Raw genomic sequence first — 26,591 nt, forward strand, 5'->3', positions numbered from 1 at the left:
CTCGACAGACCAATGTGAGAGGGGTCACCCTGTCATTCATCCACGCGGGGAGGCATGGATGGGCAGGAGCCGCAGAACAATTCCGGAGGAGCTTCTGCTGCTCGCTCTGGACCCGGCCACGGGTACCACAGCGCAGCCGCAGTCGCTCGACCTCGGCCTGGCCGGAGCACAGCTAGTAGAGCTGGCTCTGGCAGGACGGATAGCCCCTGACGGGGATCGTATCGCCGTGGTGATGCCACGGCCGACCGGAGATCCGACTCTGGACTCCGCACTGGAGCTGCTGCGCAGACGCGGCAGCCCGGTCCGGGCCGTCCACTGGATCGGCGGGCCCCGCCTGGGGCTGCGCCAGACGTATCTCTCGCATCTGGAACGGTGCGGCATGGTGCATGCCGTCGAGGGCCAGATGTGCGGAGTGCTGCCGACGACTCGCTACCAGGCGACGGAGACGGCGATCAGCCGGGAGATCAGGTCCCGGCTGGACAGTGCGATCCGCACCGGCGTACCGCCGGACCCGCGGACCGCGGCGCTCGCCGCGCTGGCCCACGCGGTCGGACTCGGCAAGCACCTCTACCCCGGTAACGAGGGGCGCTCGTCGCGCTCCCGCCTCCGGGACCTGATCAGACATGACCCGATGGGCGGTCTCGTGGCACACGCCGTGATGGACGTCCAGAACGGTGTGGGCGCACAGCCACGCCGTAATCCCGCCCAGGGCGCCCCCAGCGCCCCGGGTGGCGGACGGACCCCGGGAGCCGTGCCGATGCAACCGCATCACGGCGGCATGGCCCGCGTTCCGGCGCACTGAACGACCCGCACATCCGCAGCACCTCAACACTCTCAACACCCGCAGGAACCGCAGGAACCGCCAACACCGCAGTCCGCCGCACCGACGTCCCCAGAGCCGGTCCGGGAGCCGCACAAAACGCGCGGGGCAGTCAGACGACACCAGTCTGACTGCCCCGCGCGTCGCGTACCGGCCCCCTGATGGCCTTCTGACGACTCCCTGACGGCCCTCTGACGGGCCCTGAGGGGCCCCTGACGGCCTGTGGGCGATCAGCCGGGGCCCGGGGGTGGGTCGGAGCCCGTTCCGGCGCGGGGGCGCTCGCACCGGCGCGCGAGGAACCGCGCAGACCGGTCCATTCGTCTCTGTGGCCATTTTCCAGCGCAGTCACGGCATTTGGTGGCAGTCTGCTGAGCAGTAGATACGTACAGCTACGCAGCCGGAGGTGCAGTTTCCGTGGCGTCCAACGTCAATCCCACCGTCAGGCGACGCCGATTGGGCCAGGAGTTGCGCCGGCTCCGCGAGCTGAAGGGCATGACGGCCGAGGAGGTGGCGGAGCGCCTGCTGGTCTCCCAGTCGAAGATCAGCCGCCTGGAGAACGGCCGCCGTTCCATCAGCCAGCGCGATGTCCGTGACCTGTGCGGAGTGTACGAGGTCGAGGACCAGCGCATCGTGGACTCGCTGATGCAAATGGCCAAGGACTCCCGTCAGCAGGGCTGGTGGCACGCCTTCGGCGACATCCCGTACAGCGTGTACATCGGTCTGGAGACGGACGCGGCGTCCCTGCGGGTGTACGAACCCCAGGTCGTCCCCGGGCTGCTCCAGACCCGGCCGTACGCGGAGGCGCTCATCAACGGCGCGCTGCCCGAATCCCCGGTGCTCGACGTCGAGAAGCGCGTCGGGGTCCGACTGCGACGGCAGGACCGCATCAGCACGCCCGAGGACCCGCTGCGGCTGTGGGCGGTGGTGGACGAGGCGGCGCTGCGCCGCCGGGTCGGCGACCGGCAGCTGATGCGTGAGCAGTTGGAACACCTCGTCGAGCAGTCACAGCTCCCGCATGTGACGGTGCAGGTGCTGCCCTTCGACATGGGGGCGCATCCCGGAATCACCGGACATTACGCGATTCTTGAATTCCCGGACGCCTCGGACTCCAGCGTGGTCTACATCGAGGGCGTGACGAGCGACCTTTATCTGGAGAAGGCGAATGATGTGCAGCGCTACAGCGTGATGTACGAGCACCTGCGCGCACAGGCCCTGAACGCCGATCAGACCCGGCAGTTCATCGCGGATATCGCCAAGGAATATGCCCGCTAGCGGACCCTGAGTCCGAGCGGGCTTCCGAGCGGGCTTTCGAGCCGTATACCGGCTGCCGGATCCAGAGGAGCCGGCCGGCGGCCGGTCGGTGATTGACCGGTGGCCGATCAGCGGTTTCAACGGAGCCCGCCACCATGTCATTTGCGTGAAATGTCGAATACGCCCACTTCCCCGCGCCGAGCGAGGGGAAGGTACACCTCCGCTACCTGAATGCGGAAGACCCCCAGGGGATAAGCCATCAGGACGAGTGAACGCCCGTCCCGCCCATGGAGTGGGGCTAGTAGCGTCGATCATGCCAGCAGGAAGTTGGCGCTATTTCACCCCCATTGCTGAACCGGAGCGAACATGGCAATTCTTCAGGGCGCTACGGACACGTGGATCAAGTCCTCGTACTCCGGCGGAAACGGCGCGTGCGTAGAGGTCAAGTCCCCCGTCGTCCAGGCCATTGCCGTCCGGGATTCGAAGGACCCCGAAGGTCCCTCGATCTCCTTTGTCCCCACCTCATGGAATGCCTTTGTGCAGGAAATGAACAAGGGCGCCTTCGACCTCGGCTGAGGTCATTCGGCGCCCTGCACCCGCACCACGGAAAGAGCCCTCTCGACCGGTCCGCCGTCCTGGCCGAGGGGGCTCGGCCATGCCCGGCGCCGGCCTCCCCGCCCTCTCCGCCTCATCTTCCGCTCTGTCACGTCCTCGCATTCCCGGCCGCATGGGACCCGCATCCCCTGCGGTCATTTTCGTTGTGGCCGAAGCCTGACGAAGTGCTCGCTCATCGTGTGGGCGCCGTCACGTTCACGACAACGCCCCAACAGGTCAAGAACAAGTAAAATCGTTCTGCGTTCTGACCTGAGTTCACATTTATGACCGGCGGGACCCTTGACCAGCCGCCGCGCCAGGCGGTTCAATCCCCGAAGTCCCCGCTCCCGCACGGGGAACCGGCGACCGGACGAACTGACGAAGAGCACTCGACGTTCATAAGGCGGACCCCTGGAGGGGGCACATGAACAGCCTCGACTGGATCGTGCTCATCGCATACTTCGGTGTGATGGTCGCGATCGGCCTCTGGTCGCACAAGCGCGTGGACAACGTCAGCGACTTCTTCACCGCGGGCGGCAAGATGCCCTGGTGGCTTTCCGGTATCTCGCACCACATGTCCGGTTACAGCGCGGTGATGTTCACGGGATACGCGGGCATCGCCTATATCTACGGTGTCACCTCATTCGTGACCTGGTCACTCCCGATCGCCATCGGCATCGGGATCGGCGCCAAGCTCTTCGCGCCCCGGCTCAACCGGCTGCGCTCGCGGCTCCATGTCGCGTCGCCGCTCGAATACCTCAAGAACCGCTACGACCTGAAGACACAGCAGGCGCTCGCCTGGTCGGGGCTGCTGCTGAAGATCGTGGACGTGGGCGCCAAGTGGGCGGCCATCGCCACCCTGCTCTCCGTCTTCACCGGGATCTCCCTCAACCAGGGCATCCTCATCACCGGTGTCATCACCGGTATTTACTGCACCGTCGGCGGGCTCTGGGCCGACGCCCTCACGGAGCTGGGGCAGTTCATCATCCAGCTCTTCGCCGGTATCGCGATGCTCGTCGCCGTCATGAGCAAGCTGGGCGGCTTCAGCGCCCTGTGGACGGTCTGGGACAAGCTCCCCGAGGGGCACGCGGAACCGACGGCCGGGCCGTACACCGTGACGTTCCTGCTGGCCTTCCTCTTCATCAAGACATTCGAGTACAACGGCGGCATGTGGAACCAGGCCCAGCGCTACATGGCGACGGCCAACGCCCGTGAGGCGACCCGCTCGGCCCGGCTCTCCGCCGTCCTCTGGCTCGTCTGGCCGCTGGTCCTCTTCTTCCCGATGTGGTGCGCGCCGCTGCTGGTGGAGGCGCAGAAGCCGGACGCGTCCGACTCGTACGCCCTGATGACCGAACAGCTGCTGCCGCACGGTCTGCTGGGCCTGGTCATCGTCGGCTTCTTCTCGCACACCATGGCCATGTGCTCCTCCGACGCCAACGCCATCGCGGCGGTCTTCACCCGGGACATCGCGCCCGTCGTCTCGAAGGCGGCACGCGGCTGGTCGGAGAGGGCGGGGCTGATGGCGGCGCGGCTGTCGACGATCGCGTTCCTGGCGCTGTCGATGGCGATCGCCACACAGGTCAACTCGCCGACGTTCAAGGACATCATCACCGTCGTGATCAAGTGGGTGGCCGGGCTGATGGGCCCGATCGCGATCCCGTTCATGCTCGGTCTGCTCAAGCCGTTCCGCAGGTCGGGACCGACCGCGGCGCTGACCAGCTGGGCGCTGGGGCTGCTGGCCTTCTGGCTGGTCAACTACCCCATCAACTGGAGCGTCGACGGCGGTGTGCCCCTCCAGTACCAGGTATCGGTCCCGCTCGCGGTCTCGCTGGTGCTCTACATCGTGATCGGTTTCCTGAAGCCGGAGGAGTCCGACGAGCGCGAGGTGCTGCTGGCCCGGATCAACGGGGAGGGCGACGGCGACGGTTCCGAGCTGACCGCGGCCTCGCTGCGGGTGCCGGCGCCCACCGAGCCGGGTGACGCGAGGACGACGGACAGGAAGGGCTCGGACGGCTGAGGCCGAGGTCACGGGTACCTCTCCGGGACCGCCGTGCGGCGGGTACGGGCGTACGTCACGCCCGTACCCGCCGCACCCTCGCGTCAGGACCTCGCGTCAGGACCCCGCGTCAGCCGCGCGGATAGCGGATGAGCCAGCCCGAGGCCGCGCTGCCCGGGCTGTGCAGCGCCGGGCCCTGGGTCATCTCCATCGCGAAGTCGTCGGCGATCTCCAGCAGGGTGGGCCGGCCCTCCAGCTCCGCCAGCCACGCGGGCGGCAGCGCCGTCTCGCCGTGCAGCGCCCCGAGCAGCGCGCCGCAGAGCGTGCCGGTCGCCGCCGACGGGCCGTCGTGGTTGACGGCAAGGCGCAGCCCCTGGCGGATGTCCTCGGCCACCAGGGCGCAGTAGACGGCGACGGCGAGCGCCGACTCCGCGGTACGTCCCTCGCCGAGCGAGGCGATCCGTTCCGGGCCCGGGATCCCCTGCCGTACGGCGCCGAGCGCCTGCTGAAGGGCGTCCGAGACCGGCTGGTGCCCCGGGCGCGGGGTGAGCTGGGCGAGAGCGCGCTGCACGCCCGCGTCCAGCGTCTCGCCGCGTGCCAGGGCGTGCACGATCACCGCGAAGGCGCCCGCCGACAGATACGCCCCCGGGGAGCCGTGCGTCTGCACGGCGCACTCCACGGCGAGCTGGCACACCAACTGCGGCTCCCAGCCCACGAGCAGCCCGAACGGCGCGGACCGTACGAGGGCGCCCGAGTCGCGCGCGATGGTGTTCTTGGGCTTGTCGAGTGTGCCCATGATGGTGTCGCCGAGCCCGGTGAGACAGGAGATGGTCGGGTCGCGGCGCGCGTACAGCCACTCCTCCTGGGCGAGCCAGCCGCCGTCCTTGCGGCGCAGATCCGGCCCCCAGTCCCGCTGGGTCGCCGCCCAGCGCAGATGCGCGCGGTGCACATCGGTCGGCGGATGCCAGGCGCCGGTGTCCCTGCGGACCTGGGCGCGGATCAGCCCGTCGACGGTGAACAGGGTCAGCTGAGTCGCCGAGCCGACCGCGCCGCGGCGGCCGAAGGCGGGCACGAAGTCGTTCACGGCGCCCTCTCCGTGGGCGGCCCTGATCTCGTCGAGCGTGAGCGCGGAGACTCCGGTGCCGAGCGCGTCCCCGATGGCGCCGCCGAGCAGACAGCCCCGCACCCGGCTGCGGAAATCCTGCTGTTCCGCACGGCCCCAGATGGCTCCGGACGGTGTGCTCACGCGCCACTCCCTCCCCTGTGCCTCCGAGCGACCGCACAAACTGCGCAGCACTGTAATCGACCGGGAACAGCGGGTTGAGGGCGCGCTTCGCGCTCGCTGGTGCGGGGTGGGGCGGTATGGGCGGCGGACGCCCGGCAGGTCGGTTTTGGGCGGCCGGGCCGGGTGCGAAGGTTTCGTGACGGTTACGCGGGGCCCTCGGGGCCCTTAGCGCGGTGCTGTCCGGAGGCCGGGGTCATGAGGCCGGGGTCATACGGACGCCGGGCTACGGCCCGGACGCTCGCGCTGCCGCATGGCGGGCCGCTCCAGATGGGTGGCGGCGCGCAGCAGCCATTCGACCGGGCCCATCCGGAACCGCCGCATCCACCAGGCGCTCCACACCACTTGTACGGAGTAGATGGCCACCGCGATGCCGAGAACCGCCGCGTACGGCACACGGCCGATGAGCCCGAGGCCGATCCCCGTGAAGATCAGTACGCACAGCAGCGACTGGCTCAGATAGTTGGTCAGCGCCATCCGCCCCGGCCGGGCGAGCACCTCGGCCAGCCGCGCGCCGCGCGCGGTCCTGAACACGCGCAGGAGCGTGGCGACATACGCGGCGGTGAGGAACGGCGCGCTCACGAGATGCGCGGCGTTGGCGAAGAGGTTGTCGTGCCCGCCGAAGGTGTAGAAAACCGAGCCCGCCAGCCCGACGGGGAAGCCGATGAGCTGGATGAGCCTCAGCTTCCCCTCCTGGGCGGCGGGGTCGGCCAGCACGCGCCGCTTGCCGGCGGCCAGCCCCACCAGGAAGGCGGAGAACGCCAGCGGCCCCTGGAAGAACAGGATCAGCGGGAACGAGGTCCCCAGCGAGGAGATCCGCTCGCCGATGACCGACCCGAAGCCGCCGCGCATCGCCTCGGTGCCCGCCCTGCCGTCGGCGAGCATCCTGGCCTGCTCGGCGGCGGTGGGGGTCGCGGAGGCACCGTCGATGAGCATCACGAGGACGGCCACGGTCAGGAACAGCAGCGCGATCGTGCCGGTGATGATCCCGGCCACCCACAGCGCGCGGCGGGGCGAGATGCCGCGCACCAGGAAGAGCAGCAGACCGAGCACGGCGTAGGTGACGAGGATGTCGCCGTAGAACAGCAGGACCGCGTTGGCGACACCTATCAGGAACAGCCCGCCGAGCCGGCGCAGAAAGCGGGGCCGGAAGGTGAGCCCGCGCGCGGCGGCGGAGTTGAGCTGGAGGGTGAAGCTGTAGCCGAAGAGGAAGGCGAAGAGGAGATAGAACTTCGACTCGAAGACGAACCGGACGACGTTCTCCGCGACATCGTCGTGCCAGGCGAGCCGGGCCGGATCGGGCACGTCCAGCAGGGTGTAACCGCTGGCGAAGAACGGGATGTTGACCATCAGGATGCCGAAGAGCGCGAAGCCGCGCAGCGCGTCGACATCCGCGAGCCGCGCGGTCGCGGGCGCACCCGCGTCGGCCGGGCCGGTCTGGGACGGTGGTGTCATACCGTACGACGCTACGGTCGGCCGCCGGGGCGCCGCATCCGACCAAAGTAGGTCCCCGGGATCCTTCTGTCTCTCCTGGGGAGTGCTCCGCTCCGGCTCACGCCCAGCGGGCGGCGAACTCGTCGCGCGCGGCGACGACTCGGGCGATACGGGGGCGGAGGCGGGCGGTGTCGACACCGGGGGCGTGGAGCAGTTCTTCGAGGTGGCCGACCACGTTCGCGAGGTCGTCCCATTCGGCGTCCATGGCGAGCAGCGTGGCGAGCGAGGCGTCCAGCGCCTCCCAGTCCCCGCGCACGGCCCCGCTCAGCATGGCCACATAGGCGGGCATCTCGGGCGAGGGGTCCGCGGTCTCCGCCAGCCGTCGCGCCAGCTCCCGCCAGGCCGGGACCCCGACGGTCGCGCCCTCGCTCCCGGTCACCGTCATTGCTCGCTCAAACGCGCCGTACAGCGGCTCGTCGACGCTGTACCGGTCGGCCGCCGCACGTGCCGCGGGCCACTGGCCGGTCCTGCGCAGCGCCTCGCAGCGATCGGCCAGGTCCTGGACGCCTGCGCCGGTCAGCTCGTCCAACAGACGAAGGGCCTCCTCGGGTCTGCCGAGGTTCAGGCTCGCGCTCGCCGCCCTGCGCCTGGCGTGGTCCGCGGTGACGTCCAGGGCGACGCACCTCCCCAGATCGGCGAGCGCCCGCTCGGGACGGCCCATGGCCACCTTCGTACCGGCTCGCCAGTAGTACGCCCACGCGTCGTCCGGATCGATCTCCAGGGCCCGGTCCAGATCCGCGAGGGCGTGCCCGTAGCGGCGGCAGGCGTGGTGGGACCTGCCGCGCAGCGCGAGCGCCCAGGTGTCGTCGGGCACTTCGGCCAGCACCACGGTGAGATCGGCTACGGCCTCCTCGTGCAGTCCGGCACGCCGCCTCGCCTCTCCCCGCTCCAGCCGGATCCACCGCAGGCGCCCCTCGGCCTCGACGGCGCGGTCCAGGTCGGCCAACCCGCCCGCGGTGTCGTCCAGTTCCTGGCGCAGCCGGGCGCGATGGACCAACGCCCAGGCATAGGCGGGGTCCGAGGCGATCGCGCGGTCCAGATCGGCGCGCGCCTCCGCGTGCTTGCCCAGCAGATGGCGGACGGCCCCTCGGCCCGCGCGGGCCGAGGTATGACCGGCGTCGATCGCCAGGGCCCTGGTCAGCTCCTGCTCCGCCTCCTCGTTCCGGTCGGTGAGCCGGTACGCCTCGCCGCGCTCGGAGGCGATCCAGGCGCTGTCCGGCGCCAGTTCGACCGCTCGGTCGAGATCCGCGAAGGACCGGTCGGACTCCCCCATGTCGCGCAGCACGCGGGATCGGCGGGCCAGCGCCCACAGATACTCGACGTCCAGCTCCAGGGCGCGGCCGAGATCGGCCAGGGCGGCGGAGTGCCGCCCCAGTCCGTGCTGGGCGACGCCCCGGCAGGCCAGGGCGTAGGCGTTGGTCGGGTCGAGCGCCAGGGCGCGGTCCAGCAGTCCGACGGCTTCTTCGCGTCGGCCGGCGAGCCGTAGCGTCTCCCCGTACTCGTCGAGGATCCACGGGGTGTCCGGGGACAGTTCGTCGGCCCGGCGCAGATCGGCCAGAGCCCTCGCCAGATCGCCGTTCAACTGGTGGGCGAGACCCCGGCCGTAGTGCGTCGTGGGCTCGTCGGGATCGAACGCGAGCGACCGGTCGTACTCGGCCAGTGCCTGTGCGTACTCGCCCGCGCCCCGCAGTTCCCGCCCCCGTACGGTGTGCGCCGCCGCGCGGCCCCGGGTGTCCAGACCGCTCCCGTCGAGCAGCAACCCGAGGGCCGTCCGTATCCCCACTTCCTCGTCGTCGAGCGCGGCCGTCAGCCGCCGCCCCCAGTCACGGGCCACGGCGTCGTCGGTGTCCTCACCGGCCTCGGCCAGGACCTGCGCGGCGCGGCGGGCCGCCGCCTGGCTTTCGCGGCATCCCTCGACCACGTCCCGCAGCGCCTCGGCGAGCGCGGCGCGCGGACCGGCGCACAGCGCGTGGTAGGTCTCCTCGAAGCGCTGCGCGCGCCACTCCGCGCTCTCCCACACCTCGTCGGCCCGCAGGCCCGCTTCCGTCTCCTCGCGCCAGCGGGCGAAACATCCGGCGAGCGCCGCGTGCCGCTCGCTCCAGCCGCGCGGCGAACGGGTGCGCTGCAAGCGCAGCATGGGGGCGCGGACCACCCCGTGGTACGAGACGCCCGTGTCCTTGCGGGTAACGAAGGGCAGGGCGCGCAGCCAGTCGTAGAGCCCCGCCGCGTCCTGCGGCGCCGCCGCCCGGAAGACGTCCTCGTCCAGCCGGCGGGGCAGGGCGCAGGCGAGGGCCGCGGCTCTCCGTACCGGGTCCTGCTCCCATTTGAGGAAGCGTTCGACGGCGGTGGCGCTGGGGTCGCCGACGTCGGCGCGGTCGGCCGGCTGGTTCTCGGCGAGGGTGGAGACCAGGACGGGCAGACCGCCGGAGAGCCGCAGCACCTCCTCGACCACGGTTTCGTCGGTGACGTCCTTGGCCGTGAGCAGCTGGCGTGCCTCGTGCTCCGTGAAGGGTTCGAGCCGCTGGTCGGTCATGAAGTCCGCGAAGCCGCCCCAGCGCGCGGCGTCGAACGGGCGCTGTCCCGCGAGGGTGACGATGACCTGGGCGGGCAGCGCGCCGTACCGTTCCGTCGTCATCAGGTCGCGCAGCCACGCGTCCAGGAAGGGTGCGGTGCGTTCGTACGTGTCGAAGAAGAGCGCGATCCAGGGGACGCGGCGGGCGACCTCGGCCAGCTCGGTGACGAGTACGGGGGTGAGCACCCGGTCCGGCGCCAGCACGAGCTGTACGTCCTCCTGGTCGCGGAAGCGCGCGCTCAGCGTGGCCCGCAACCGGTCGGCTCCCGCCGCGAGTTGTACGGTGTCGAGCGCTCCGGCGAAGGCCCCGACGACCGGCACCATGCCGAGCCCGATGACGCCCGCCGTCACCGCGGCCGTGCTCGCGGCCGACGGCACGGGCGGCGGCTGCTGCTGCGGTGGCTGCCGCCGCGGTTCCACGGACTGCGGGAACTGCGGCGACCGCTGCTCCGGCTGATCGACGAGCGCGGCCGACGAGGACTCCGCCTCGTGCCGCCGCTGCCGGTAGGTGGCGAGCAGCCGGTCCAGTTGCTTCAGTGGATGCCCTTGCTCCGCGAGCTGTTCGCCGAGCACGGCCATCGCCTCGGGGACACTGCTCACGGACTCGTCGATATAGCAGGTCAAAGCCCCGCGTTCGCGTGCGGTCTGCTCCAACTCCCGTACCAGGAACGTCTTTCCCACCCCCGCGTTGCCGTGGATGTGGAAGAGGAAGCGATGCCGGTCGTCGTCGGGCGGGACGTCGAAGTTGGCGCGGAAAGCGCCCAGCTCGTCACGGCGCCCGATGAAACGCGCCCTCCGACGCCGCCTGATCAGCTCGGCCATCGACATCTGTGCTCGCGCCACGCGCCCCTCCACGTCCCCCGACGAAGGGCCCCGTACGCCCCGGCCCCCAGTCTGGCAGGAGCGGCAGCGGTTCCGCATGGTCCGTTCACCCGCCGCCGCGGGCGGCGGCGGGCGAACGGACCATGACGCTCAGCCGTCCTCGCCGCGCACGGGCAGTACGGGGAGCAGAGGCAGCAGCTCCGGCAGATGCCCGTCCGACGCCGCCGCCGTCCGTACGCGCTCCTCCGGGACCTCGCCGTACAGCGTCGTGCGCGGCTTCGCCGGGCGGCCCGCCGCGTCCGCGATGGCGATGAGGTCCTTGACCGAGCGGTACGAGCCGTAACTGGACCCGGCCATCCGGGAGATGGTCTCCTCCATCAGCGTGCCGCCCAGATCGTTCGCACCGGAACGGAGCATCTCCGCCGCGCCCTCCGTGCCCAGCTTCACCCAGCTCGTCTGGATATTGGTGATGTGGGGATGCAGGAGGAGCCTGGCCATCGCCATGACCGCGCGGTTGTCGCGGTCCGTCGGGCCGGGGCGGGCGATACCGGCCAGATAGACCGGCGCGTTGGTGTGGATGAAGGGGAGCGTCACGAACTCCGTGAAGCCGCCGGTCTCCTGCTGGATCCGGGCGAGCGTACGGAAGTGGCCGAGCCAGTGGCGCGGCTGGTCGACATGGCCGTACATCATCGTGGAACTGGACCGGATGCCCAGTTCATGGGCGGTCTTGACGACCTCGATCCATGTCGCCGTCGGCAGCTTGCCCTTGGTGAGGATCCAGCGCACCTCGTCGTCCAGGATCTCCGCCGCCGTGCCCGGGATCGAGTCGAGTCCGGCCTCCTTCGCGGCCGTCAGCCACTCGCGGATCGACAGGCCGGTGCGCGAGGCGCCGTTGACGACCTCCATCGGGGAGAAGGCGTGGATATGCATACCGGGGACGCGTTCCTTCACGGCGCGCGCGATGTCGAAGTACGCCGTGCCGGGGAGGTCCGGGTGGATTCCGCCCTGCATGCAGACCTCGGTGGCCCCGACCTCCCACGCCTGCTGGGCACGGTCGGCGACCTGGTCCAGGGAGAGGGTGTACGCGTCGGCGTCCGTGCGGCGCTGCGCGAAGGCGCAGAAGCGGCAGCCGGTGTAGCAGACATTGGTGAAGTTGATATTGCGCGTGACGATGTAGGTGACGTCGTCGCCGACCACGTCCCTGCGCAGCTCGTCGGCGATCCGGGTCAGCGCGTCGAGCGCCGGGCCGTCCGCGTGGAGGAGCGCGAGCGCCTGGTCGTCGGTGAGCTTCACCGGGTCGTCGGCGGCCTGGGCGAGTGCCGACCGTACGTCCGTGTCGATACGGGAGGGCACCATGCCGGGGGCCGCGGCCTCGCGCAGCGCCTCCCAGTCGCCGTACACCTCGTCGAAGTCGTCGCGCCGGTCGGTGGTGCGGCCGTCGGTGTCGATCGTGCGGTGCAGATCCGTACGGCCGGTGGCGGTGAAGCCCTCGTCGGGCTCCTGCCAGGGCAGCCCGGCCGGCCGCGTGTCCTCGCGGGCGAGGCCGGTCTCCGGGTCGGCCAGCGCCCGGACGTGCGGCATCAGCCGGGGGTCGAGCCAGGGCTCGCCGCGCGCGATGAACTCCGGGTAGATGGTGAGCCGCTCGCGCAGCGCGAAGCCGGACTCGGCGGTACGCGCGGCCAGTTCGTCGATGTGCGGCCAGGGGCGTTCCGGGTTGACATGGTCGGGGGTGAGGGGCGAGACGCCGCCCCAGTCGTCGATGCCCGCGCCGATGAGCAGCGCGTACTCGCCCGCGGCGGAGCCGCCGATGGTCGCTGTGACCAGATTGGGCGGGGCCTGGATACGGGCGGCGGGGCCGAGGACGTGCCGGGTCACGGCGATGGCCGCCGCCAGCTCCTCCAGCTCGGCGTCCGGCATGCCGCGCATCGCGGTGTCCGGCTTGGCGCGGAAGTTCTGGACGATGACTTCCTGGATGCCGTGGTACGCCCGCTGGACGCGCCGGAGCTCGAAGAGGGCGTCGGCGCGCTCCTCGTACGACTCCCCGATCCCGATCAGCACGCCGGTGGTGAACGGGACGTTGGAGCGGCCCGCGTCCTCCAGCACCCGCAGTCGTACGGCGGGCTCCTTGTCCGGCGAGCCGTGGTGCGGGCCGCCGGGCTCGGACCACAGCCGGGTGGCGGTGGTCTCCAGCATCATGCCCATGCTGGGCGCGACGGGCTTGAGCCGCTGGAGATCGGTCCAGGACAGGACGCCCGGGTTGAGATGGGGCAGCAGCCCGGTCTCCTCCAGGACGCGGATCGCCATGGCGCGGACATACGCGAGGGTGTCGTCGTACCCCTCCGCCTCCAGCCACTCCCGGGCCTCGGGCCACCGGTCCTCCGGCTTGTCGCCGAGCGTGAACAGCGCTTCCTTGCAGCCGAGCGCGGCGCCCTGACGCGCGATCTCCAGGACCTCGTCCGGGGAGAGGAACATGCCGTGCCCGGCGCGGCGCAGCTTGCCGGGGACGGTGACGAAGGTGCAGTAGTGGCACTTGTCCCGGCACAGCCGCGTCAGCGGGATGAAGACCTTGCGGGAGTACGTGATGACCCCCGGCCGGCCGGCCGCCGCCAGCCCCGCGTCCCGCACCCGCGCGGCGGAGGCGGCGAGATCGGTGAGGTCGTCGCCGCGCGCCTGGAGCAGCACGGCGGCCTCGGCGACATCCAGCGCGACGCCGTCCCGCGCCCGCCTGAGCGCACGCCGCATGGCGTTGGCGGTGGGTACCGCCGTTCCTCCGGGTTGTCCGCCCGATGGGGCGGGGTGTGCGGGTGGTCCGGGGTGTGCCGGTCGGCCGGTCCGCTCTCCGGCGGGTCGGGGGGTCGTCGGTCGTCCTGTTCCGGATTCCTCAGGCACGCGGGTCGTCATCCTCCGAGAATACGTTCGGCCGTGCACCCCACCAGGGGACGGGGGACGGGGTGAGGCGGGTCCTGGGCGACACCCCCGGGCGAGGGCCGAACCGGCAGGCCGGGCCACCCGAGGAACCACATCTGCATTTCGCCTGCACCGATGCTACATTGCAGTCATGACTGCTCTCACCATCCGGGATGTCCCGGAAAGCGCCCTCGCCATACTGAAAACCCGTGCAGCCCAAGCCGGAAAGTCGCTCCAGGCCTACACGTTGGACCTCCTTGTCGGTGCGGCCACCAGCCCCACACTCGCCGAGATCACCGCCCGCGCCGAAGCGGAGGCGAGTACGACACTGACCATCACGGACGTACGGGACGCGATCGACGACGCGCGGGCGGCGCGGTGATCGTTGTCGATTGCTCAGCACTCGTCTTCTTCCTGACCGACGACGGCCCCACCGGACACCAGGTACGGAAACGTGTCGTCGAGGAGGACCGCCTCGCCGCACCTCATCTGATCGACTACGAAGTCATGTCCGCCCTGCTCGGCCTGGCCAGCGGTCGGCGCGGAGGAGTCCCCAAACTGAGCGAAAGGGCACTCCGCAAGGCCATGGCGACGTTCCGGGATCTGCCGGTCGACCGGCACGAGACCCTGATCCTCTGGGAACGCGTCAAAGCTCTGTCGGCGAACCAGTCCGCCTACGACGCCCAGTACGTCGCCCTCGCCGAGACCCTGGGAGTACCACTGATCACGAGCGACGCCAGGATCGAGCGCAGCGGCGCGGCACGGTGCGAGATCGAGGTCTTCGAGGCGCGCGCCTGATCCCGTTTCGGTGCGTGAGATGCCTTTTCGGTGCGAGAGAGGCCGCGCGCATGTCCCGTCCGTGTTTCCGCCACCTGCCAATCCCCTTCCCTTGCCTCCTGGTTCACGGCTCAATACCAGAGTTCGAACGCACGAATCGGGTGGTCGCTGTGACCACTTGTCCCTCTCGGCACCCTGGGAGCCGCCGGCATGTGCAAGGACCACGCAGACACCCATGACAGCGCGATAGCCCGACGGGGCCTTCTGGTGACGGGCGCCGCCGCCGCGCTTACGTTGAGTACCGTGAGCTTCGCGAACGCCGCGCCGGCCGCCGGGAGCGGCGGCGGAGAGACCGGCGAACAGACCAGAACCGTCCGCGGCACACTGCCGACCGGCTCCCCCGACTTCGTCCATCTGCCCGTCGAGGTGCCGCGCGGCGTCCGCGAGATCCATGTCTCGTACTCCTACGAGCGCCCCGCCATGCCGGCGGGCACCCAGGGCAACGCCCTCGACATCGGCATCTTCGACGAGCGCGGCACGCGGCTCGGCGGCAAGGGCTTCCGCGGCTGGTCGGGCGGCGCCCGCACCGAGTTCTTCCTGCGCGCCGACGCGGCCACCCCCGGCTATCTCCCGGGCCCGGTGAACGCGGGCACCTGGCACATCGCGCTCGGCCCGTACACCGTCGCCCCACAGGGCCTGGCGTACGAGGTGACGATCACGCTGCGGTTCGGCACCCCGGGCGAGACCCCGAAGCCGGTGTACCCGCCGGAGCGCGCCAAGGGACGCGGCCGGGCCTGGTACCGCGGTGACTGCCATATCCACTCCGTCCACTCCGACGGCAGGCGCACACCCGCCGAGATCGCCGCGCTCGCCAGGGCCGCGGGTCTCGACTTCATCAACACCAGCGAGCACAACACGCATTCCGCGCACAGCGCCTGGGACGGCCTGTGGGGTGACGACCTGCTGATCCTCACCGGCGAGGAGGTCACCACCCGCAACGGGCACGTCGTGGCCCTCGGCATGGACGGCGGTACGTTCATCGACTGGCGCTACCGCGCCCGCGACAACCGTTTCGGCCACTACGCCCGCGAGATCCGCCGCGCCGGCGGTCTGGTCGTCCCCGCCCACCCGCACGCCACCTGCATCGGCTGCAACTGGAAGTTCGGCTTCGCCGACGCCGACGCGGTGGAGGTGTGGAACGGCCCCTACACGGTCGACGACGAGGTCTCCCTCGCGGACTGGGACAGCACCCTGGCCTCCGCGGCCCGCTCCGGACGCCCCTGGACCCCCGCGATGGGCAGCAGCGACGCCCACCGCGACCCCGACCCCATCGGCACCCCGCAGACCGTCGTCCTGGCCGAGGACCTCACCCGCGACGCCATCGTCGCCGGTATCCGCGCGGGTCACAGCTATGTCGCCGAGTCCTCGTCGGTCTCCCTGACCTTCGGCGCGGCGGGCGGCCGGGGCGGCCACGCGGGCATCGGCGACCGACTGCGCGTCCGCGACGACGAACCGGTGACGGTACGTCTGGAGGTCACCGGCGCCCCGGGATGCACCACCCACTTCGTCACCGACCAGGGCACCCTGCGCACGGGCACGATCCCGGAATCCGGCACGGGCACGCTGGAATGGAGCACCACCGCCACGTACGCCACCTACGTACGCGCGGAAGTACGCCACGCCCCGAAGACCCCGGGCCTCCCGGGCGCGCTCGCGGCGTTCACCAACCCGGTGTTCCTCGGGGAGTGACAGCACTCTGAACGGGATGCCCGGCCGACACCCCCGAGCGCAGGTGTCGGCCGGGCCCCTGGGGAAGCAGGGCCTTTATCGGGTCGCGCCGTCGGGCCACAGGACGGTGACGGGCACGCCTACGCGCCCCGCGTACGCCACGACATCGGCGGTGCCACCGTATCCCCGGGCCGGCAAGCCGTCCCAAACGGCGAGTACGACGTCGGAGAGGCCGACGAGGATCTCGCTTCCCGCCTGGTGTGCCTCCGAGGTGGATTCGGTCATTCCCGTGTGGTGGGTATCAGAGGCGCTGGAGAACAGCGCGTCGTATTCAGCGTGATGCCAGTCGGGCAGGTCCTGGCGGTACTGCGCTGCCGGGATGACGACCTCGATCTTTCCTCCGGCGTCGAGGACTGCTTGACCCCACCATGTGTCCGGCCCGTCGGCGATACAGCTGATTCCGACGAGGTCGCGTACGTCGAGCGTGGCGATCTGTTCGGCGAGCATGACCTTTACTTGCCGCTCGATCTCCTTGGACAGGCCGCGATGTCCGGTGATGCCCACGCGCATGGTGTGCCCCCTACAGGTAAGCGGTGTGTGGCTACTCCAGCGGAGCGGCGCTGGAAGCCGGTGCGGTGCGCCGCTATCTCGCTGACCCGGACGCGTTCTTACCCGGGTTCTTGAGAGCCTTTTACGTGCCGGCCCACCGGGTCCTCGTCCACCGGGTCGTGGAAACCTCGATCCGGTGGGCGCGCGCAGATCCCGCCGTGCGCTACGGGCGTCCGGCCCGCTGGCCTGTCCACTCCGTGAGCGCGTGGCGCAGGCCCGCCGGGTCCGGGTGGTCGGCCGCCCAGGCGATATAGCCGTCGGGCCGGACGAGCAGCGTACGCGTGGCGCTGTGCGCGAACTCGGCGTACAGCGCCGGGCCGTCGTCCGGCACCGCCGACCGTACGTGTGCGTCCCCATGCGGTCCCACCGCCACGAACCGGCCCGCGCGCAACGCCTCGTACAGCCGTCCGGACGACAGCGCCAGGTCGGGGGCGCGTCTGCCGACCAGCGGGTGGGCGCCGCGCGGGGAGGGGTACGCGATGCCGATGCCCGTGACCACGCGCATCACACGGTCGCCGAACGGGGCGGCCCGGAAGAGCAGTTGGGAGCCGGCCGACCGCAGGGCGCGCAGGGGGGTGGAGCGGGCCAGCGCGAACCGGGTGATGATGCCGCTGGCCCGCAGCACCATGGCGCCGACCGGGTGGCGCTCGGACTCGTACGTGTCGAGCAGCGCGTCGCCCGCACGGCGCGCGAGCACCGCCGACAGCTTCCAGCCGAGGTTCGCGGCATCCTGAAGACCCGTGTTCATGCCCATGCCGCCGGCCGGGGAATGGACATGCGCGGCGTCGCCCGCGAGGAAGACGCGCCCCACGCGGTAGTGCGGCACCTGCCGCTCGTCGCTGTGGAAGCGGGAGATCCAGCGCGCGTCGTGCATGCCGTAGTCGGAGCCGAGCGCCTCCCGGGCGGCTTCCCGCACCTCGTCGAGATCGGCGGGCGCGCCGTCGGGGAGCTGCCTGGCGCGGTTCCAGCCCATGACGCGGTACCAGCCGTCGCCGAACGTGCCGATCAGCGCGAGATAGTCCCCCTCGGCGTTGGCGATCAGCGGGGCGGGCGGATTCTCGGTCAGCCGGACGTCGGCCAGCACCATCGAGCGGATGACGGCGGAGCCGGGGAAGGGCAGCCCGAGGGAGCGGCGGACGGTACTGGAGGCGCCGTCCGTGCCGACGACATAGGAGGCGCGGAGCGTGCGGAGCGTGGAAAGCGTGCGGGCCCCGGCCCCGGCCCCCAGCTCCGGCCCGGCCCTCGCCACCTCCACCTCCGCGCCGTCCTCGTCCTGCCGTACGCCGGTCACCTCGGTGTCGTACAGAAAGGTGACACCCGCCTCGCGGGCACGCCGTTCGAGCAGTCGCTCCACCTCGTACTGCCCGACGATCAGGACGTACGGGAAGCGGCTGCGCAACCGGCTCAGATCAATGGACGCCCGCATGAGCAGCCGCAGTTCCCGCACCCGGTATCCGCGCGCCACCAGTTCGTCGGCGAGCCCGCGCGCGTCCAGCTGCTCCATCGTGCGGGCGTGCACGGCGAGCGCGCGCGTGAGATTTCCGACGGCTTCCGAGCGGCGTTCGACCAAGGTCACGGAGTGTCCGGCGGCCGCCAGATCCCCCGCGAGCAGCAACCCGGTCGGACCGGCACCCACCACGATCACATCAGTCACGGCCGCTGCCTCCTCATCGTCCGTACCAGCGGTGGTCACCGTCCTACCCATACCCACTGGTCAAGCGAACTACGGCGCTCCGCTTCGCCCGGGTCAATGGCGGTCCGGATCCTGTCGAGGGCTTGTGCAGACCCCCACTCACTGCTGACGCACAGCCATCGACAAGGCAGACTGTCGAGGGCGATACCGGCAGTGGCAGGCAGGGGGAGCTATGGAACGTGACGGCGGGCCGCGCGTACCGGAGCAGCGGGCTCCGGCCGTGCCGGGTGACTCCGGCGAGCTGCGCTTCGGCGTGCTCGGACCGGTACGCGCCTGGCGCGGCGGCGAGCCGGTGCCGCCCGGGTCACCGCAGCAACGCGCCCTGCTCGCGGCCCTGTTGCTGCGCGACGGCCGTACCGCCACGGCCGGTGAGCTCATCGACGCGCTCTGGGGCGACGACCCGCCCTCGCAGGCGCTGGCCGCCGTACGGACCTACGCCTCGCGCCTGCGCAAGAAGCTCTCCTCCGGCGTGCTCGTCACCGAGGCCGGCGGCTACGCGGTGCGCAACCGGCCGGATCTGCTGGATCTGAACGTGGCTCAGGAGCTGGCCAAGGAAGCGGAGAAGGCCCGCGTCGCCGGGGACCGCAACCAGGCCCGCGAGCTGCTGAACAAGTCGCTGGAACTGTGGGAGGGCGAGACGCTGGCCTCCGTGCCCGGCCCGTACGCCGAGACGCAGCGCGCCCGGCTGGAGGAGTGGCGCCTCCAGCTCACCGAGACCCGGCTCGATCTGGACCTGGAGGTCGGCTGCCACGCGGAGGCCGTCTCCGAGATGACCGTCCTGACCGCCGCTCACCCGCTGCGGGAGCGGCTGCGTGAGCTGCTGATGCTCGCGCTCTACCGCAGCGGGCGGCAGGCGGAAGCGCTCGCCGTCTACGCGGACACCCGCCGGCTGCTCGCCGAGGAGTTGGGCGTCGACCCGCGTCCCGAACTCGCCCAGCTCCAGCGGCGCATTCTCCAGGCGGACGCCGAGCTTGCCCGCCCCGTCGAGCAGCCCGCGCCGCCCGCGACGTTCACGCGCCCGGCCCAGCTCCCGGCGACCGTGCCCGACTTCACCGGTCGCGTCTCCTTCGTACGGGAGCTGGGCAAGCGGCTCTCCACGGTCGAGGGGTCCGTGATGGCGGTCTCCGCGCTCGCGGGGATCGGCGGCGTCGGCAAGACGACCCTGGCCGTGCATGTCGCGCACGCGGCACGGACGTACTTCCCCGACGGTCAGCTGTACGTGGACCTCCAGGGCGCGGGCACCCGGGCCGCCGAGCCGGAGAACGTCCTCGGCTCGTTCCTGCGGGCGCTCGGCACGCCCGACACCGCGATCCCCGACTCCCTCGACGACCGCTCCGCGCTCTACCGCTCGACGCTCGACGGCCGGCGCATCCTGGTCCTGCTGGACAACGCCCGCGACGCCGCGCAGGTCCGCCCGCTGCTGCCGGGTACGGAGGGCTGCGCGGCGCTGGTGACCAGCCGGGTCAGAATGGTCGATCTGGCGGGCGCGCATCTGGTCGACCTCGATGTGATGTCGCCGGAGGAGGCGCTTCAGCTCTTCACCCGGATCGTCGGCCAGGAGCGCGTCACCGCCGAGCGCAAGGCGGCGCTTGATGTCGTCGCGGCGTGCGGCTTCCTCCCGCTGGCCATCCGGATCGCGGCGTCCCGGCTGGCGGCCCGCCGCACCTGGACGGTCTCGGTCCTCGCGGCGAAGCTCGCCGACGAGCGGCGCCGGCTGGACGAGCTCCAGGCGGGCGATCTCGCGGTCAAGGCGACCTTCGAACTCGGCTACGGCGCCCTGGACCCGGCCCAGGCCCGCGCCTTCCGCCTGCTCGGCCTGGCCGACGGCCCGGACCTCTCGCTGGCCGCCGCGGCGGCCGTACTGGACCTGCCGCTGCACGACGCCGAGGACCTGCTGGAGTCGCTGGTCGACACCTCGCTGCTGGAATCCGCGGCCCCGGGCCGCTATCGCTACCACGACCTGGTCCGCCTGTACGCGCGCGCGTGCGCGGAACGCGACGAACAGCCGCCCTCGGAGCGGGAGGCGGCGCTCTCACGGCTGCTGGACTTCTACCTGGCGACGGCCGCGAGCGTGTTCGCCCTGGAGCGCCCGGGGGACCGCCTGGTGGACCACCTGGAGCAGACGACATACCCGGGCCTGTCCTTCACCGACCGGCACGACGCGCAGGACTGGCTGTACGCGGAGGCCAACTGCCTGCTGGCGTTCGTACGCCAGTGCTCGGACACGCCGACGCTGCGGCGGGCGGTGGACCTTCTGTGGGCGGCACTGGACCTCGGCGAGTCGGGCGCCAACTCGAAGGACTACGAGGCGTCGGCGAGAGTCGTACTGGAAGCCGCGCGTGTCCGCGGCGACGCGTTGGCCGAGGGCCGGGCCCTGATGACGCTGGCCAACGTGCACAGTGTGGCGGGCCGCTTCGACCAGGCCGAGGAAGAGGCGGCGGCGGCCATGCGGCGTGCCGCCACGACCGGCGACGTACCGCCCGGGTGCTGGGCGCCCAACGTCCGGGGAATCATCGCGCTCTATCAGCACCGGCACGCCGACGGCGAGCGGCACCTCACCATGGCCATCGACAACTTCCGGGCCGACGGGGACCTTCCCGGCGAGGCGAGCGCGCTGTGCAATCTCTCGCGCATCCGCTTGGCCACGGGGCGCACGGACAGCGCGATCGCCCTCGCGCGGCAGGGCATCGGCATCTACGACGCCCTCGGTCACACGTTCCGCGGCGCGAACGGCCGGTACGCCCTGGGGCTGGCACTCGCCCAGGGCGGACAGCTGTCCGACGCTGCGGAACGGCTCAACGAAGCCCTCGCCGTTTTCCGGGACAGCCGCCAGAGGCTGTGGGAGGGAATGGCGCTCTTCCGGCTGGCCGAGATCGACATCTCCGCCCGGAAGATGGCGCAGGCGGCGTCGAACGCGGAAATGGCGCTGACCGTACTCCGCGACATCGGCGGCGAGTGGCGCCGCGGCAATGTGCTGACCGTGCTCGGCCGCGCGCTCAGCGGCATAGGGCAGACGGGCCGTGCCCAGGTCTGCTGGCAGGAGGCGCTCTCGATATACGAGGCTCTGGGGTCACCCGAGGCGAGCGAGGTCCGTGCGCTGCTGAGGCCCGTGGCGGCCGCGTAGGCCCTGCCCGGCCGACAGACCTGGGTCCCGCGTCAGGCCGTTCATCGTTCGTTTATCGCGCCACGGCATCGTCACTCCTGTCGGTCCGCCGAATCGGGGGGCGCACGGATCGGCGAGGGGCCGCGGCGCTAAGGTATGCGGCCTTGTGTGCCCGCCCGGCGGTCCCCGGGGGAACCGCCGGGCGGGTACGGCCGATCCGCCACGCAGAGCAGATAACGGGAGATTGTGATCATGGACGACGTCAAGAAGAAGGACACGGCGGTCAAGCCGCAGGACCAGCACGCGACGGGTACGGAAGAAGAAGGCACGGCCACGACTCAGGACCAGCACGCCACGGGTGGCGGGATCGCCACGCTGGACCAGCACGCCACGTCCGAGCCCTTCAAGCCGGGCGCCTAAGACCTCACCCTCGCGGGGGAGGCGGCCGCGGCGGCGCGGAGGGGGAGCCGCCGCGGCCGCCGCATGTCCGACGACCTCGCATTCACGCCATTCGATGGGCGTAAACCGCCATATCGACCGAACAAGCGTGCCCTAATACTTAGGGTACTGAGGGTCGAGAACGACCGACGAGCCCACTTTCAGGAGTTGAAGTGACGCGTACGAAGAAGTTCTTCGTTGCAGCGGCTGTCGCGCTCGCCGCCGCGGCGGCTACGGCCTCCCCGGCCATGGCGGACGCGCACGCCACCACCATGGGAAGTGGTGTCTCCGTCCAGGACGCGCACGCCACCGGCGGCGACGCCACCACCAGCGACGTTCACGCCACCTGAGGCACGCGCCGCGCATGGAGAGGGGCCCGGGCGAGATATCGCCCGGGCCCCTTCTCGTGTCCTACGACACGCCCTGGCTGTCGACCGTCGCCTCGCACTTCCGTACCCGCGCGACCTGCTTCGGGCTGTCCATCGGGACCCTGACCGTCGTCGTCTCCCCGCCGTCCAGCTCGACCGTCGTGTCGCCGAAGTCGACGGCCGAGCCCGACGCGTCCTCGAAGGTCACGTCGACCTCGTAGGTGTCCGTAGGACCGGCTCCCGCCGACACCCGCACGGTCGCGTATGTGACGGCCTTCCGCTTGCCCTTCGCCTTGCTGACGCAGGTGACGATCCGCGCCTCGGCGCCCGCCGTCGCCGTGGGCGTCGGGTCGTACGAGCTGCCGGACGAGCCGTAGTCGTCATCGGAGTCGTAGTCCGAGCCGGAGTACGAACCGTTGCTCTTCTTCGAGTTGGAGCAGCCACCCCCGCCGCCGCTCGATCCCTTGCTCTTGCCGCTCTTGCCGCTCTTGCCGCCCGTGGAGGACGAGAACCCCGTCAGGGCCAGCACCACCAGAACCAGTACGGCCGCGACCTTCAGACGTCGACGTATCACGATCGAGTCACTCCCCCGTATGTACGCATTCTCACCGACGGCCCAGGGTCCGACGTACCCGTGGACCTGTCAAACGGGCGCGACACGCGAGCAGTTGGGGCGCGGGCGCCCCCGGCGGCGCGGCGGGCGCCCGGCGGTCGCGTGGCGGGGGCCGGATACGCGGCGTAGCGTCGCTGACGGAGCACGATCACGCACCGCGAAGGAGGGCCGACGATGGTCCGTAACATCCTCGGCTCGCTGCTCGCTCTCATCGGAGCGGCCGCCGCCGTCCTCAGTCCCTTCCGTCCCTGGTACGACGGCCGGGAGGGGAGCGACTTCCCCGTCACCGACCTGTTCAACGGCATCTCCGGCAACGGCTCCAGCGTCTTCGTCTCGCTCGCGCTGCCCTTCCTCTTCGCCGCCCTGGTCACGCTGTTCGGCGTGGTGCTGCGCTCGCGCGCGCTCGTGGGGCTGGCCGGTCTTGTCGTGCTCGGTTTCACGGTCCTGTGGATGGTGCGCCAGGGCCAGTCGGCGGACGGCCTCGGCGTCACCGCCACCGGTTCCGGCCTGGGCACCGGCGTCGCGTACGCCGCCGGCGGCGGGATCGTCCTGCTGCTGGCCGCGCTGGTGATGAGCGGCCGCAGGCGCCGCGCCCAGTGGCGGAGCCAGGAGCCGCCGTACGACTACGAGGTCCCGTACCCGCAGCAGTACCGGCCCCCGCAGCCGCAGCAGCCCGCTTACGAGCACACGCCGTACGAACACACGCCGTACGAGCACGCGCAGTACCAGCAGCCGCAGTACCAGCAGGCGCAGTACCAGCAGCCGTCCGGGCCCCCGGGGCGATACGACCAGTACGCGTACCGGCCCTACGGATACGAGCCCCAGCCGCCGCCGTCCTCACCCCCGGAGGAGTGGTCGCCGCACGACGGCGACACCCAGTCGCTTCCCCGGGTCACCGACGAGCAGTGGAGCCCGAGCTCCACACCGCCGACGGGACCGCCGCCCGAAGATCCGCCCGACGCCCCACGGTCGCGCTGACGCCCGCCTCGGCGCGACCCTCAGCGCGAGCCGCGCCCCGTGGCCGTCCCCTTCACCGAGTCCAGCGCGTATACACAGCGGTCCCTGCTGCACGCGTACACCACGCCCCGCCGGGCCACGGGCGAGCCCGTGATCTCGCCGCCCGTCGCCAGCTTCCAGCGCAGCTGGCCACCGCTCGCGTCCAGCGTGTAGAGGACATGGTCGGCCGAGCCGAAGTGCAGCCGGCCGTCGGCGACGACCGGTGCGCCGATGACCTCGCCGCCCGCCGCGAAGCGCCACTTGGGCGTGCCCGTCACCGCGTCCAGCGTGTACAGGGCGCTGCCGCTGCCGACATGGACATTGCCGTCCGCGACCAGCACCGGTTCGATCGACTGCCGGGATTCCGTCGCGATGCGCCAGCGGTCCTTGCCGGTGGTGGCGTCCAGCGCGTACACCGTGCCGAGATAGTCCGCGAGATAGACACCGCCGCCCGTCACGGCCGGTCCCGGGGCGAAGGCGGGCGGGGAGAGGAAGACCGCGGGCGCCTCGAAATGCCAGCGCACATGGCCGCTGACCAGATCGATGGAGAGCACGCGCGTACCGGCCGAGACATACAACTGGCCGTCGGCGGCGGGCCGTAGCCGCACGGGCACGCCCCCGCAGGAGGCGGCGTCACCGATGGGGTACGACCACAGCTCGGTGCCGGTGCGCGCGTCCAGCGCCAGCAGCCGGGCGTCCTTCCACACGTACACCGTGCCGTCGTGGATCGCGGGCCCGGCCTCCGGTGTCTCGAAGTCCGTCTGGGCCCCGGCGGTCTCCCACAGCTTGTCGCCGTTCGACGCCTCCCACGCCTGGACGCCGCCGCCGCGCGTACCGGTGACGACCGTGCCCCGGTCGACCTTCAGGGAGTACACCCAGGCATCGGTCTGGAGGCGCCAGCGCTCGGCGCCGTCCGCCGCGTCGAGCGCGTACAGCGTCGGCCCGTCCGAGGCGTGGATCCGGCCACCGGCGACGGCCATCGCCCACGCCACGTCCCTGGTCTTGAACTGGCGGCGTCCGCTGGCCACATCCAGCGCGTGCACCTCGAAGGACGTGACATAGAGCAGATCGCCGTCGACGACCGGCGTGCCCCAGACGTCGTTGGACATCCGGAACCGCCAGGGCCGCCAGCGGCCGGGAGCGCCTTCGGGAGGCGCGGCGGGCGCGGGCACCGGCGGTGCGGCCGGGGCGGGCGCGACGCCGGTGGCCGCGTCCGTACCGTTCAGCCCGGCGGGCGGCCGGATCCAGCCGGTGGCGGGGCCCGCGTCGGCGCCGCCGACGCCGACGCGCGTGTCCGCGACCCGGGGTCCTGGACCGATCGGCACCGGCGACCCCGCCAGCCTGAGCGGGCCGTCCGGCGGCGCGGAGCGGGGCGCGTGCGGCAGCGCGGGCGGCGACATCGCGGCCGATTCCTCGGACCGGCCCGCGTGCTGGCTCTCGTTCCCGCCACCGCCGCCCTGTCGCGCCGGGCCGGGCCGCCACGCGGCGTCCCAGTCGGGGGCCGCCTGCGCGGGCACCGGCGGCTCGTGCGCGGGCCTCGGCGGTACGGCGGCGATCGCGCCGGGACCGGCGCCCGGCGCCGCACCGGCACCGGCGTGCCGTACGGCGGGCGCGGGCCCCCGGCCGCCGGCCCTGCGGCGCTCGATCATCGCGGTGGCGAGATCCGGCAGCCACGCCGACGCCGTGCCGCTGTCGTCGCTGCCCGAGGCGAAGAGATGCGGGGCCAGCTGTGCCTGGAGATCGGCGGGCGAGGGCCGCTGGGAGGCGTCCATCTTCATGCACGCCTCGATGAGCGGTCTCAGCTCCTCCGGCAGCCCCGTCAGGTCCGGGCCCTCGCGCAGCAGCATGAAGACCGTCTCGACGGGGTTCGCGCCATGGAAGGGCGCGTGTCCGGTGGCGGCGAAAACGAGGGTCGAGCCGAGCGAGAAGACATCGCTGGCCCCCGTCACACTGCGCGAGTCGCGGGCCTGCTCGGGCGACATGTACGCGGGCGTCCCGACGGCGACATTGGTCATGGTCAGCCGGGTGTTGGAGACTCCGGAGGCGATGCCGAAGTCGATGACCCGCGGCCCGTCCTCCACCACCAGCACATTCGACGGCTTCATGTCCCGGTGCACGAGATTGGCGCCATGGATCGACTGGAGCGCCTCCGCGATCCCCGCCGCCAGCCAGCGCACCGCCTGGGCCGGCATCGGACCGCACTCACTCACTATCTCCTCCAGCGAGGGGGCGGGCACATACGCCGTCGCCAGCCAGGGCACGGCGGCCCGGGGATCGGCGTCCACGACGGCGGCGGTGTAGAACCCGCTGACGGCGCGCGCGGCCTCCACCTCTCGCGTGAAGCGGACCCGGAACAACTGGTCCTCGGCAAGCTCGGTACGTACCGTCTTGATCGCCACCCGGCGGCCGGACGCCGAGCGTGCGAGATAGACCAGCCCCATGCCGCCGGCTCCGAGCCGCCCGAGCACCTCGAAAGGGCCGATGCGCCTCGGGTCGTGCTGCGTCAGCTGCTCCACTTGCCTGCCACC

18 protein-coding genes and 1 pseudogene are annotated in these 26,591 nt (G+C 71.5%); 11 read left to right on the forward strand and 8 right to left on the reverse strand.

Annotation, left to right across the window (positions count from 1 at the left end):
- The first annotated feature begins 58 nt into the window (after window positions 1–58).
- The 4 genes from M1203_RS25085 (at window position 59) to M1203_RS25100 (ending at window position 4,682) form a co-directional block, all read left to right on the forward strand.
- The gene (locus M1203_RS25085) at window positions 59–802 is read left to right on the forward strand and encodes a GPP34 family phosphoprotein (RefSeq protein WP_249952059.1); all 744 of its coding nucleotides are present in this window, start codon (window positions 59–61) and stop codon (window positions 800–802) included.
- Between the two features lie 432 nt (window positions 803–1,234).
- Window positions 1,235–2,092: a helix-turn-helix transcriptional regulator gene (locus M1203_RS25090; RefSeq protein ID WP_249952060.1), complete on the forward strand. Its 858-nt coding sequence runs from the start codon at window positions 1,235–1,237 to the stop codon at window positions 2,090–2,092.
- Window positions 2,093–2,437: 345 nt separating this feature from the next.
- Window positions 2,438–2,647 carry a DUF397 domain-containing protein gene (locus M1203_RS25095; protein WP_249952061.1) on the forward strand — a complete coding sequence of 70 codons (210 nt, stop codon included), beginning with the start codon at window positions 2,438–2,440 and terminating at the stop codon, window positions 2,645–2,647.
- A 442-nt stretch (window positions 2,648–3,089) separates the two neighbouring features.
- Window positions 3,090–4,682 (forward strand): sodium:solute symporter family protein, encoded by a 1,593-nt coding sequence (locus tag M1203_RS25100; protein WP_249952062.1) that lies wholly within the window; start codon window positions 3,090–3,092, stop codon window positions 4,680–4,682.
- Between the two features lie 109 nt (window positions 4,683–4,791).
- Here the strand turns inward: M1203_RS25100 and M1203_RS25105 are convergent, their stop codons facing one another.
- The 4 genes and pseudogenes from M1203_RS25105 to M1203_RS25120 all read right to left on the reverse strand — a co-directional run.
- On the reverse strand, window positions 4,792–5,907 hold the full coding sequence (locus tag M1203_RS25105; RefSeq protein ID WP_249952063.1) for an ADP-ribosylglycohydrolase family protein: 1,116 nt from the start codon (window positions 5,905–5,907) through the stop codon (window positions 4,792–4,794).
- Window positions 5,908–6,153: 246 nt separating this feature from the next.
- Complete coding sequence (locus M1203_RS25110; protein ID WP_249952064.1) at window positions 6,154–7,398, reverse strand: DUF418 domain-containing protein; 1,245 nt, start codon at window positions 7,396–7,398, stop codon at window positions 6,154–6,156.
- Between the two features lie 97 nt (window positions 7,399–7,495).
- Window positions 7,496–10,852, reverse strand: coding sequence for a tetratricopeptide repeat protein (locus tag M1203_RS25115; RefSeq protein ID WP_249952065.1), 3,357 nt, complete (start codon window positions 10,850–10,852; stop codon window positions 7,496–7,498).
- Window positions 10,853–10,981: 129 nt separating this feature from the next.
- Window positions 10,982–13,588 (reverse strand): annotated as a pseudogene (locus M1203_RS25120) (bifunctional FO biosynthesis protein CofGH); the annotation flags it as partial.
- A gap of 301 nt (window positions 13,589–13,889) precedes the next feature.
- Between M1203_RS25120 and M1203_RS25125 the strand changes: the two are divergent.
- The 3 genes from M1203_RS25125 (at window position 13,890) to M1203_RS25135 (ending at window position 16,264) form a co-directional block, all read left to right on the forward strand.
- The gene (locus M1203_RS25125; RefSeq protein ID WP_249952067.1) at window positions 13,890–14,120 is read left to right on the forward strand and encodes an antitoxin; all 231 of its coding nucleotides are present in this window, start codon (window positions 13,890–13,892) and stop codon (window positions 14,118–14,120) included.
- Window positions 14,117–14,536, forward strand: coding sequence for a type II toxin-antitoxin system VapC family toxin (locus M1203_RS25130; RefSeq protein ID WP_249952068.1), 420 nt, complete (start codon window positions 14,117–14,119; stop codon window positions 14,534–14,536). The genes M1203_RS25125 and M1203_RS25130 overlap by 4 nt, the downstream gene beginning before the upstream one ends.
- A gap of 189 nt (window positions 14,537–14,725) precedes the next feature.
- Complete coding sequence (locus M1203_RS25135) at window positions 14,726–16,264, forward strand: CehA/McbA family metallohydrolase (protein WP_249952069.1); 1,539 nt, start codon at window positions 14,726–14,728, stop codon at window positions 16,262–16,264.
- Window positions 16,265–16,339: 75 nt separating this feature from the next.
- On the opposite strand, the gene M1203_RS25140 is transcribed toward M1203_RS25135, so the two are convergent.
- On the reverse strand, window positions 16,340–16,813 hold the full coding sequence (locus M1203_RS25140; protein WP_249952070.1) for a hypothetical protein: 474 nt from the start codon (window positions 16,811–16,813) through the stop codon (window positions 16,340–16,342).
- A gap of 202 nt (window positions 16,814–17,015) precedes the next feature.
- Window positions 17,016–18,506, reverse strand: a complete 1,491-nt coding sequence (locus M1203_RS25145; protein ID WP_374403932.1) for an FAD-dependent oxidoreductase — start codon at window positions 18,504–18,506, stop codon at window positions 17,016–17,018.
- A 211-nt stretch (window positions 18,507–18,717) separates the two neighbouring features.
- Here M1203_RS25145 and M1203_RS25150 point away from each other — a divergent pair, with 211 nt between their 5' ends.
- The 3 genes from M1203_RS25150 (at window position 18,718) to M1203_RS25160 (ending at window position 22,436) form a co-directional block, all read left to right on the forward strand.
- A complete protein-coding gene (locus M1203_RS25150) occupies window positions 18,718–21,669 on the forward strand; it encodes an AfsR/SARP family transcriptional regulator (protein ID WP_249952071.1) in 2,952 nt (983 codons plus the stop codon).
- A 231-nt stretch (window positions 21,670–21,900) separates the two neighbouring features.
- On the forward strand, window positions 21,901–22,068 hold the full coding sequence (locus M1203_RS25155; RefSeq protein ID WP_249952072.1) for a sigma-like protein: 168 nt from the start codon (window positions 21,901–21,903) through the stop codon (window positions 22,066–22,068).
- Between the two features lie 191 nt (window positions 22,069–22,259).
- A complete protein-coding gene (locus M1203_RS25160) occupies window positions 22,260–22,436 on the forward strand; it encodes a hypothetical protein (protein ID WP_249952073.1) in 177 nt (58 codons plus the stop codon).
- A gap of 61 nt (window positions 22,437–22,497) precedes the next feature.
- On the opposite strand, the gene M1203_RS25165 is transcribed toward M1203_RS25160, so the two are convergent.
- Entirely contained in the window at window positions 22,498–23,028 is a 531-nt protein-coding gene (locus M1203_RS25165; RefSeq protein WP_249952074.1) for a hypothetical protein, read from the reverse strand.
- Window positions 23,029–23,241: 213 nt separating this feature from the next.
- Here M1203_RS25165 and M1203_RS25170 point away from each other — a divergent pair, with 213 nt between their 5' ends.
- Window positions 23,242–24,045 carry a hypothetical protein gene (locus M1203_RS25170; protein WP_249952075.1) on the forward strand — a complete coding sequence of 268 codons (804 nt, stop codon included), beginning with the start codon at window positions 23,242–23,244 and terminating at the stop codon, window positions 24,043–24,045.
- A gap of 20 nt (window positions 24,046–24,065) precedes the next feature.
- Here the strand turns inward: M1203_RS25170 and M1203_RS25175 are convergent, their stop codons facing one another.
- Window positions 24,066–26,579 (reverse strand): PQQ-binding-like beta-propeller repeat protein, encoded by a 2,514-nt coding sequence (locus M1203_RS25175; protein ID WP_249952076.1) that lies wholly within the window; start codon window positions 26,577–26,579, stop codon window positions 24,066–24,068.
- Between the last annotated feature and the right edge of the window lie 12 nt (window positions 26,580–26,591).

It is taken from the genome of Streptomyces sp. 35G-GA-8 (assembly GCF_023534745.1).
In the GTDB taxonomy this organism is placed as follows: domain Bacteria; phylum Actinomycetota; class Actinomycetes; order Streptomycetales; family Streptomycetaceae; genus Streptomyces.

Bases quoted from the DNA above. Each gene is read 5' to 3' on its own strand.
- M1203_RS25085 (WP_249952059.1), top strand. From the start codon at position 59: ATGGGCAGGAGCCGCAGAACAATTCCGGAGGAGCTTCTGCTGCTCGCT.
- M1203_RS25095 (WP_249952061.1), top strand. From the start codon at position 2,438: ATGGCAATTCTTCAGGGCGCTACGGACACGTGGATCAAGTCCTCGTAC.
- M1203_RS25100 (WP_249952062.1), top strand. From the start codon at position 3,090: ATGAACAGCCTCGACTGGATCGTGCTCATCGCATACTTCGGTGTGATG.
- M1203_RS25110 (WP_249952064.1), bottom strand. From the start codon at position 7,398: ATGACACCACCGTCCCAGACCGGCCCGGCCGACGCGGGTGCGCCCGCG.
- M1203_RS25125 (WP_249952067.1), top strand. From the start codon at position 13,890: ATGACTGCTCTCACCATCCGGGATGTCCCGGAAAGCGCCCTCGCCATA.
- M1203_RS25135 (WP_249952069.1), top strand. From the start codon at position 14,726: ATGTGCAAGGACCACGCAGACACCCATGACAGCGCGATAGCCCGACGG.
- M1203_RS25140 (WP_249952070.1), bottom strand. From the start codon at position 16,813: ATGCGCGTGGGCATCACCGGACATCGCGGCCTGTCCAAGGAGATCGAG.
- M1203_RS25150 (WP_249952071.1), top strand. From the start codon at position 18,718: ATGGAACGTGACGGCGGGCCGCGCGTACCGGAGCAGCGGGCTCCGGCC.
- M1203_RS25155 (WP_249952072.1), top strand. From the start codon at position 21,901: ATGGACGACGTCAAGAAGAAGGACACGGCGGTCAAGCCGCAGGACCAG.
- M1203_RS25170 (WP_249952075.1), top strand. From the start codon at position 23,242: ATGGTCCGTAACATCCTCGGCTCGCTGCTCGCTCTCATCGGAGCGGCC.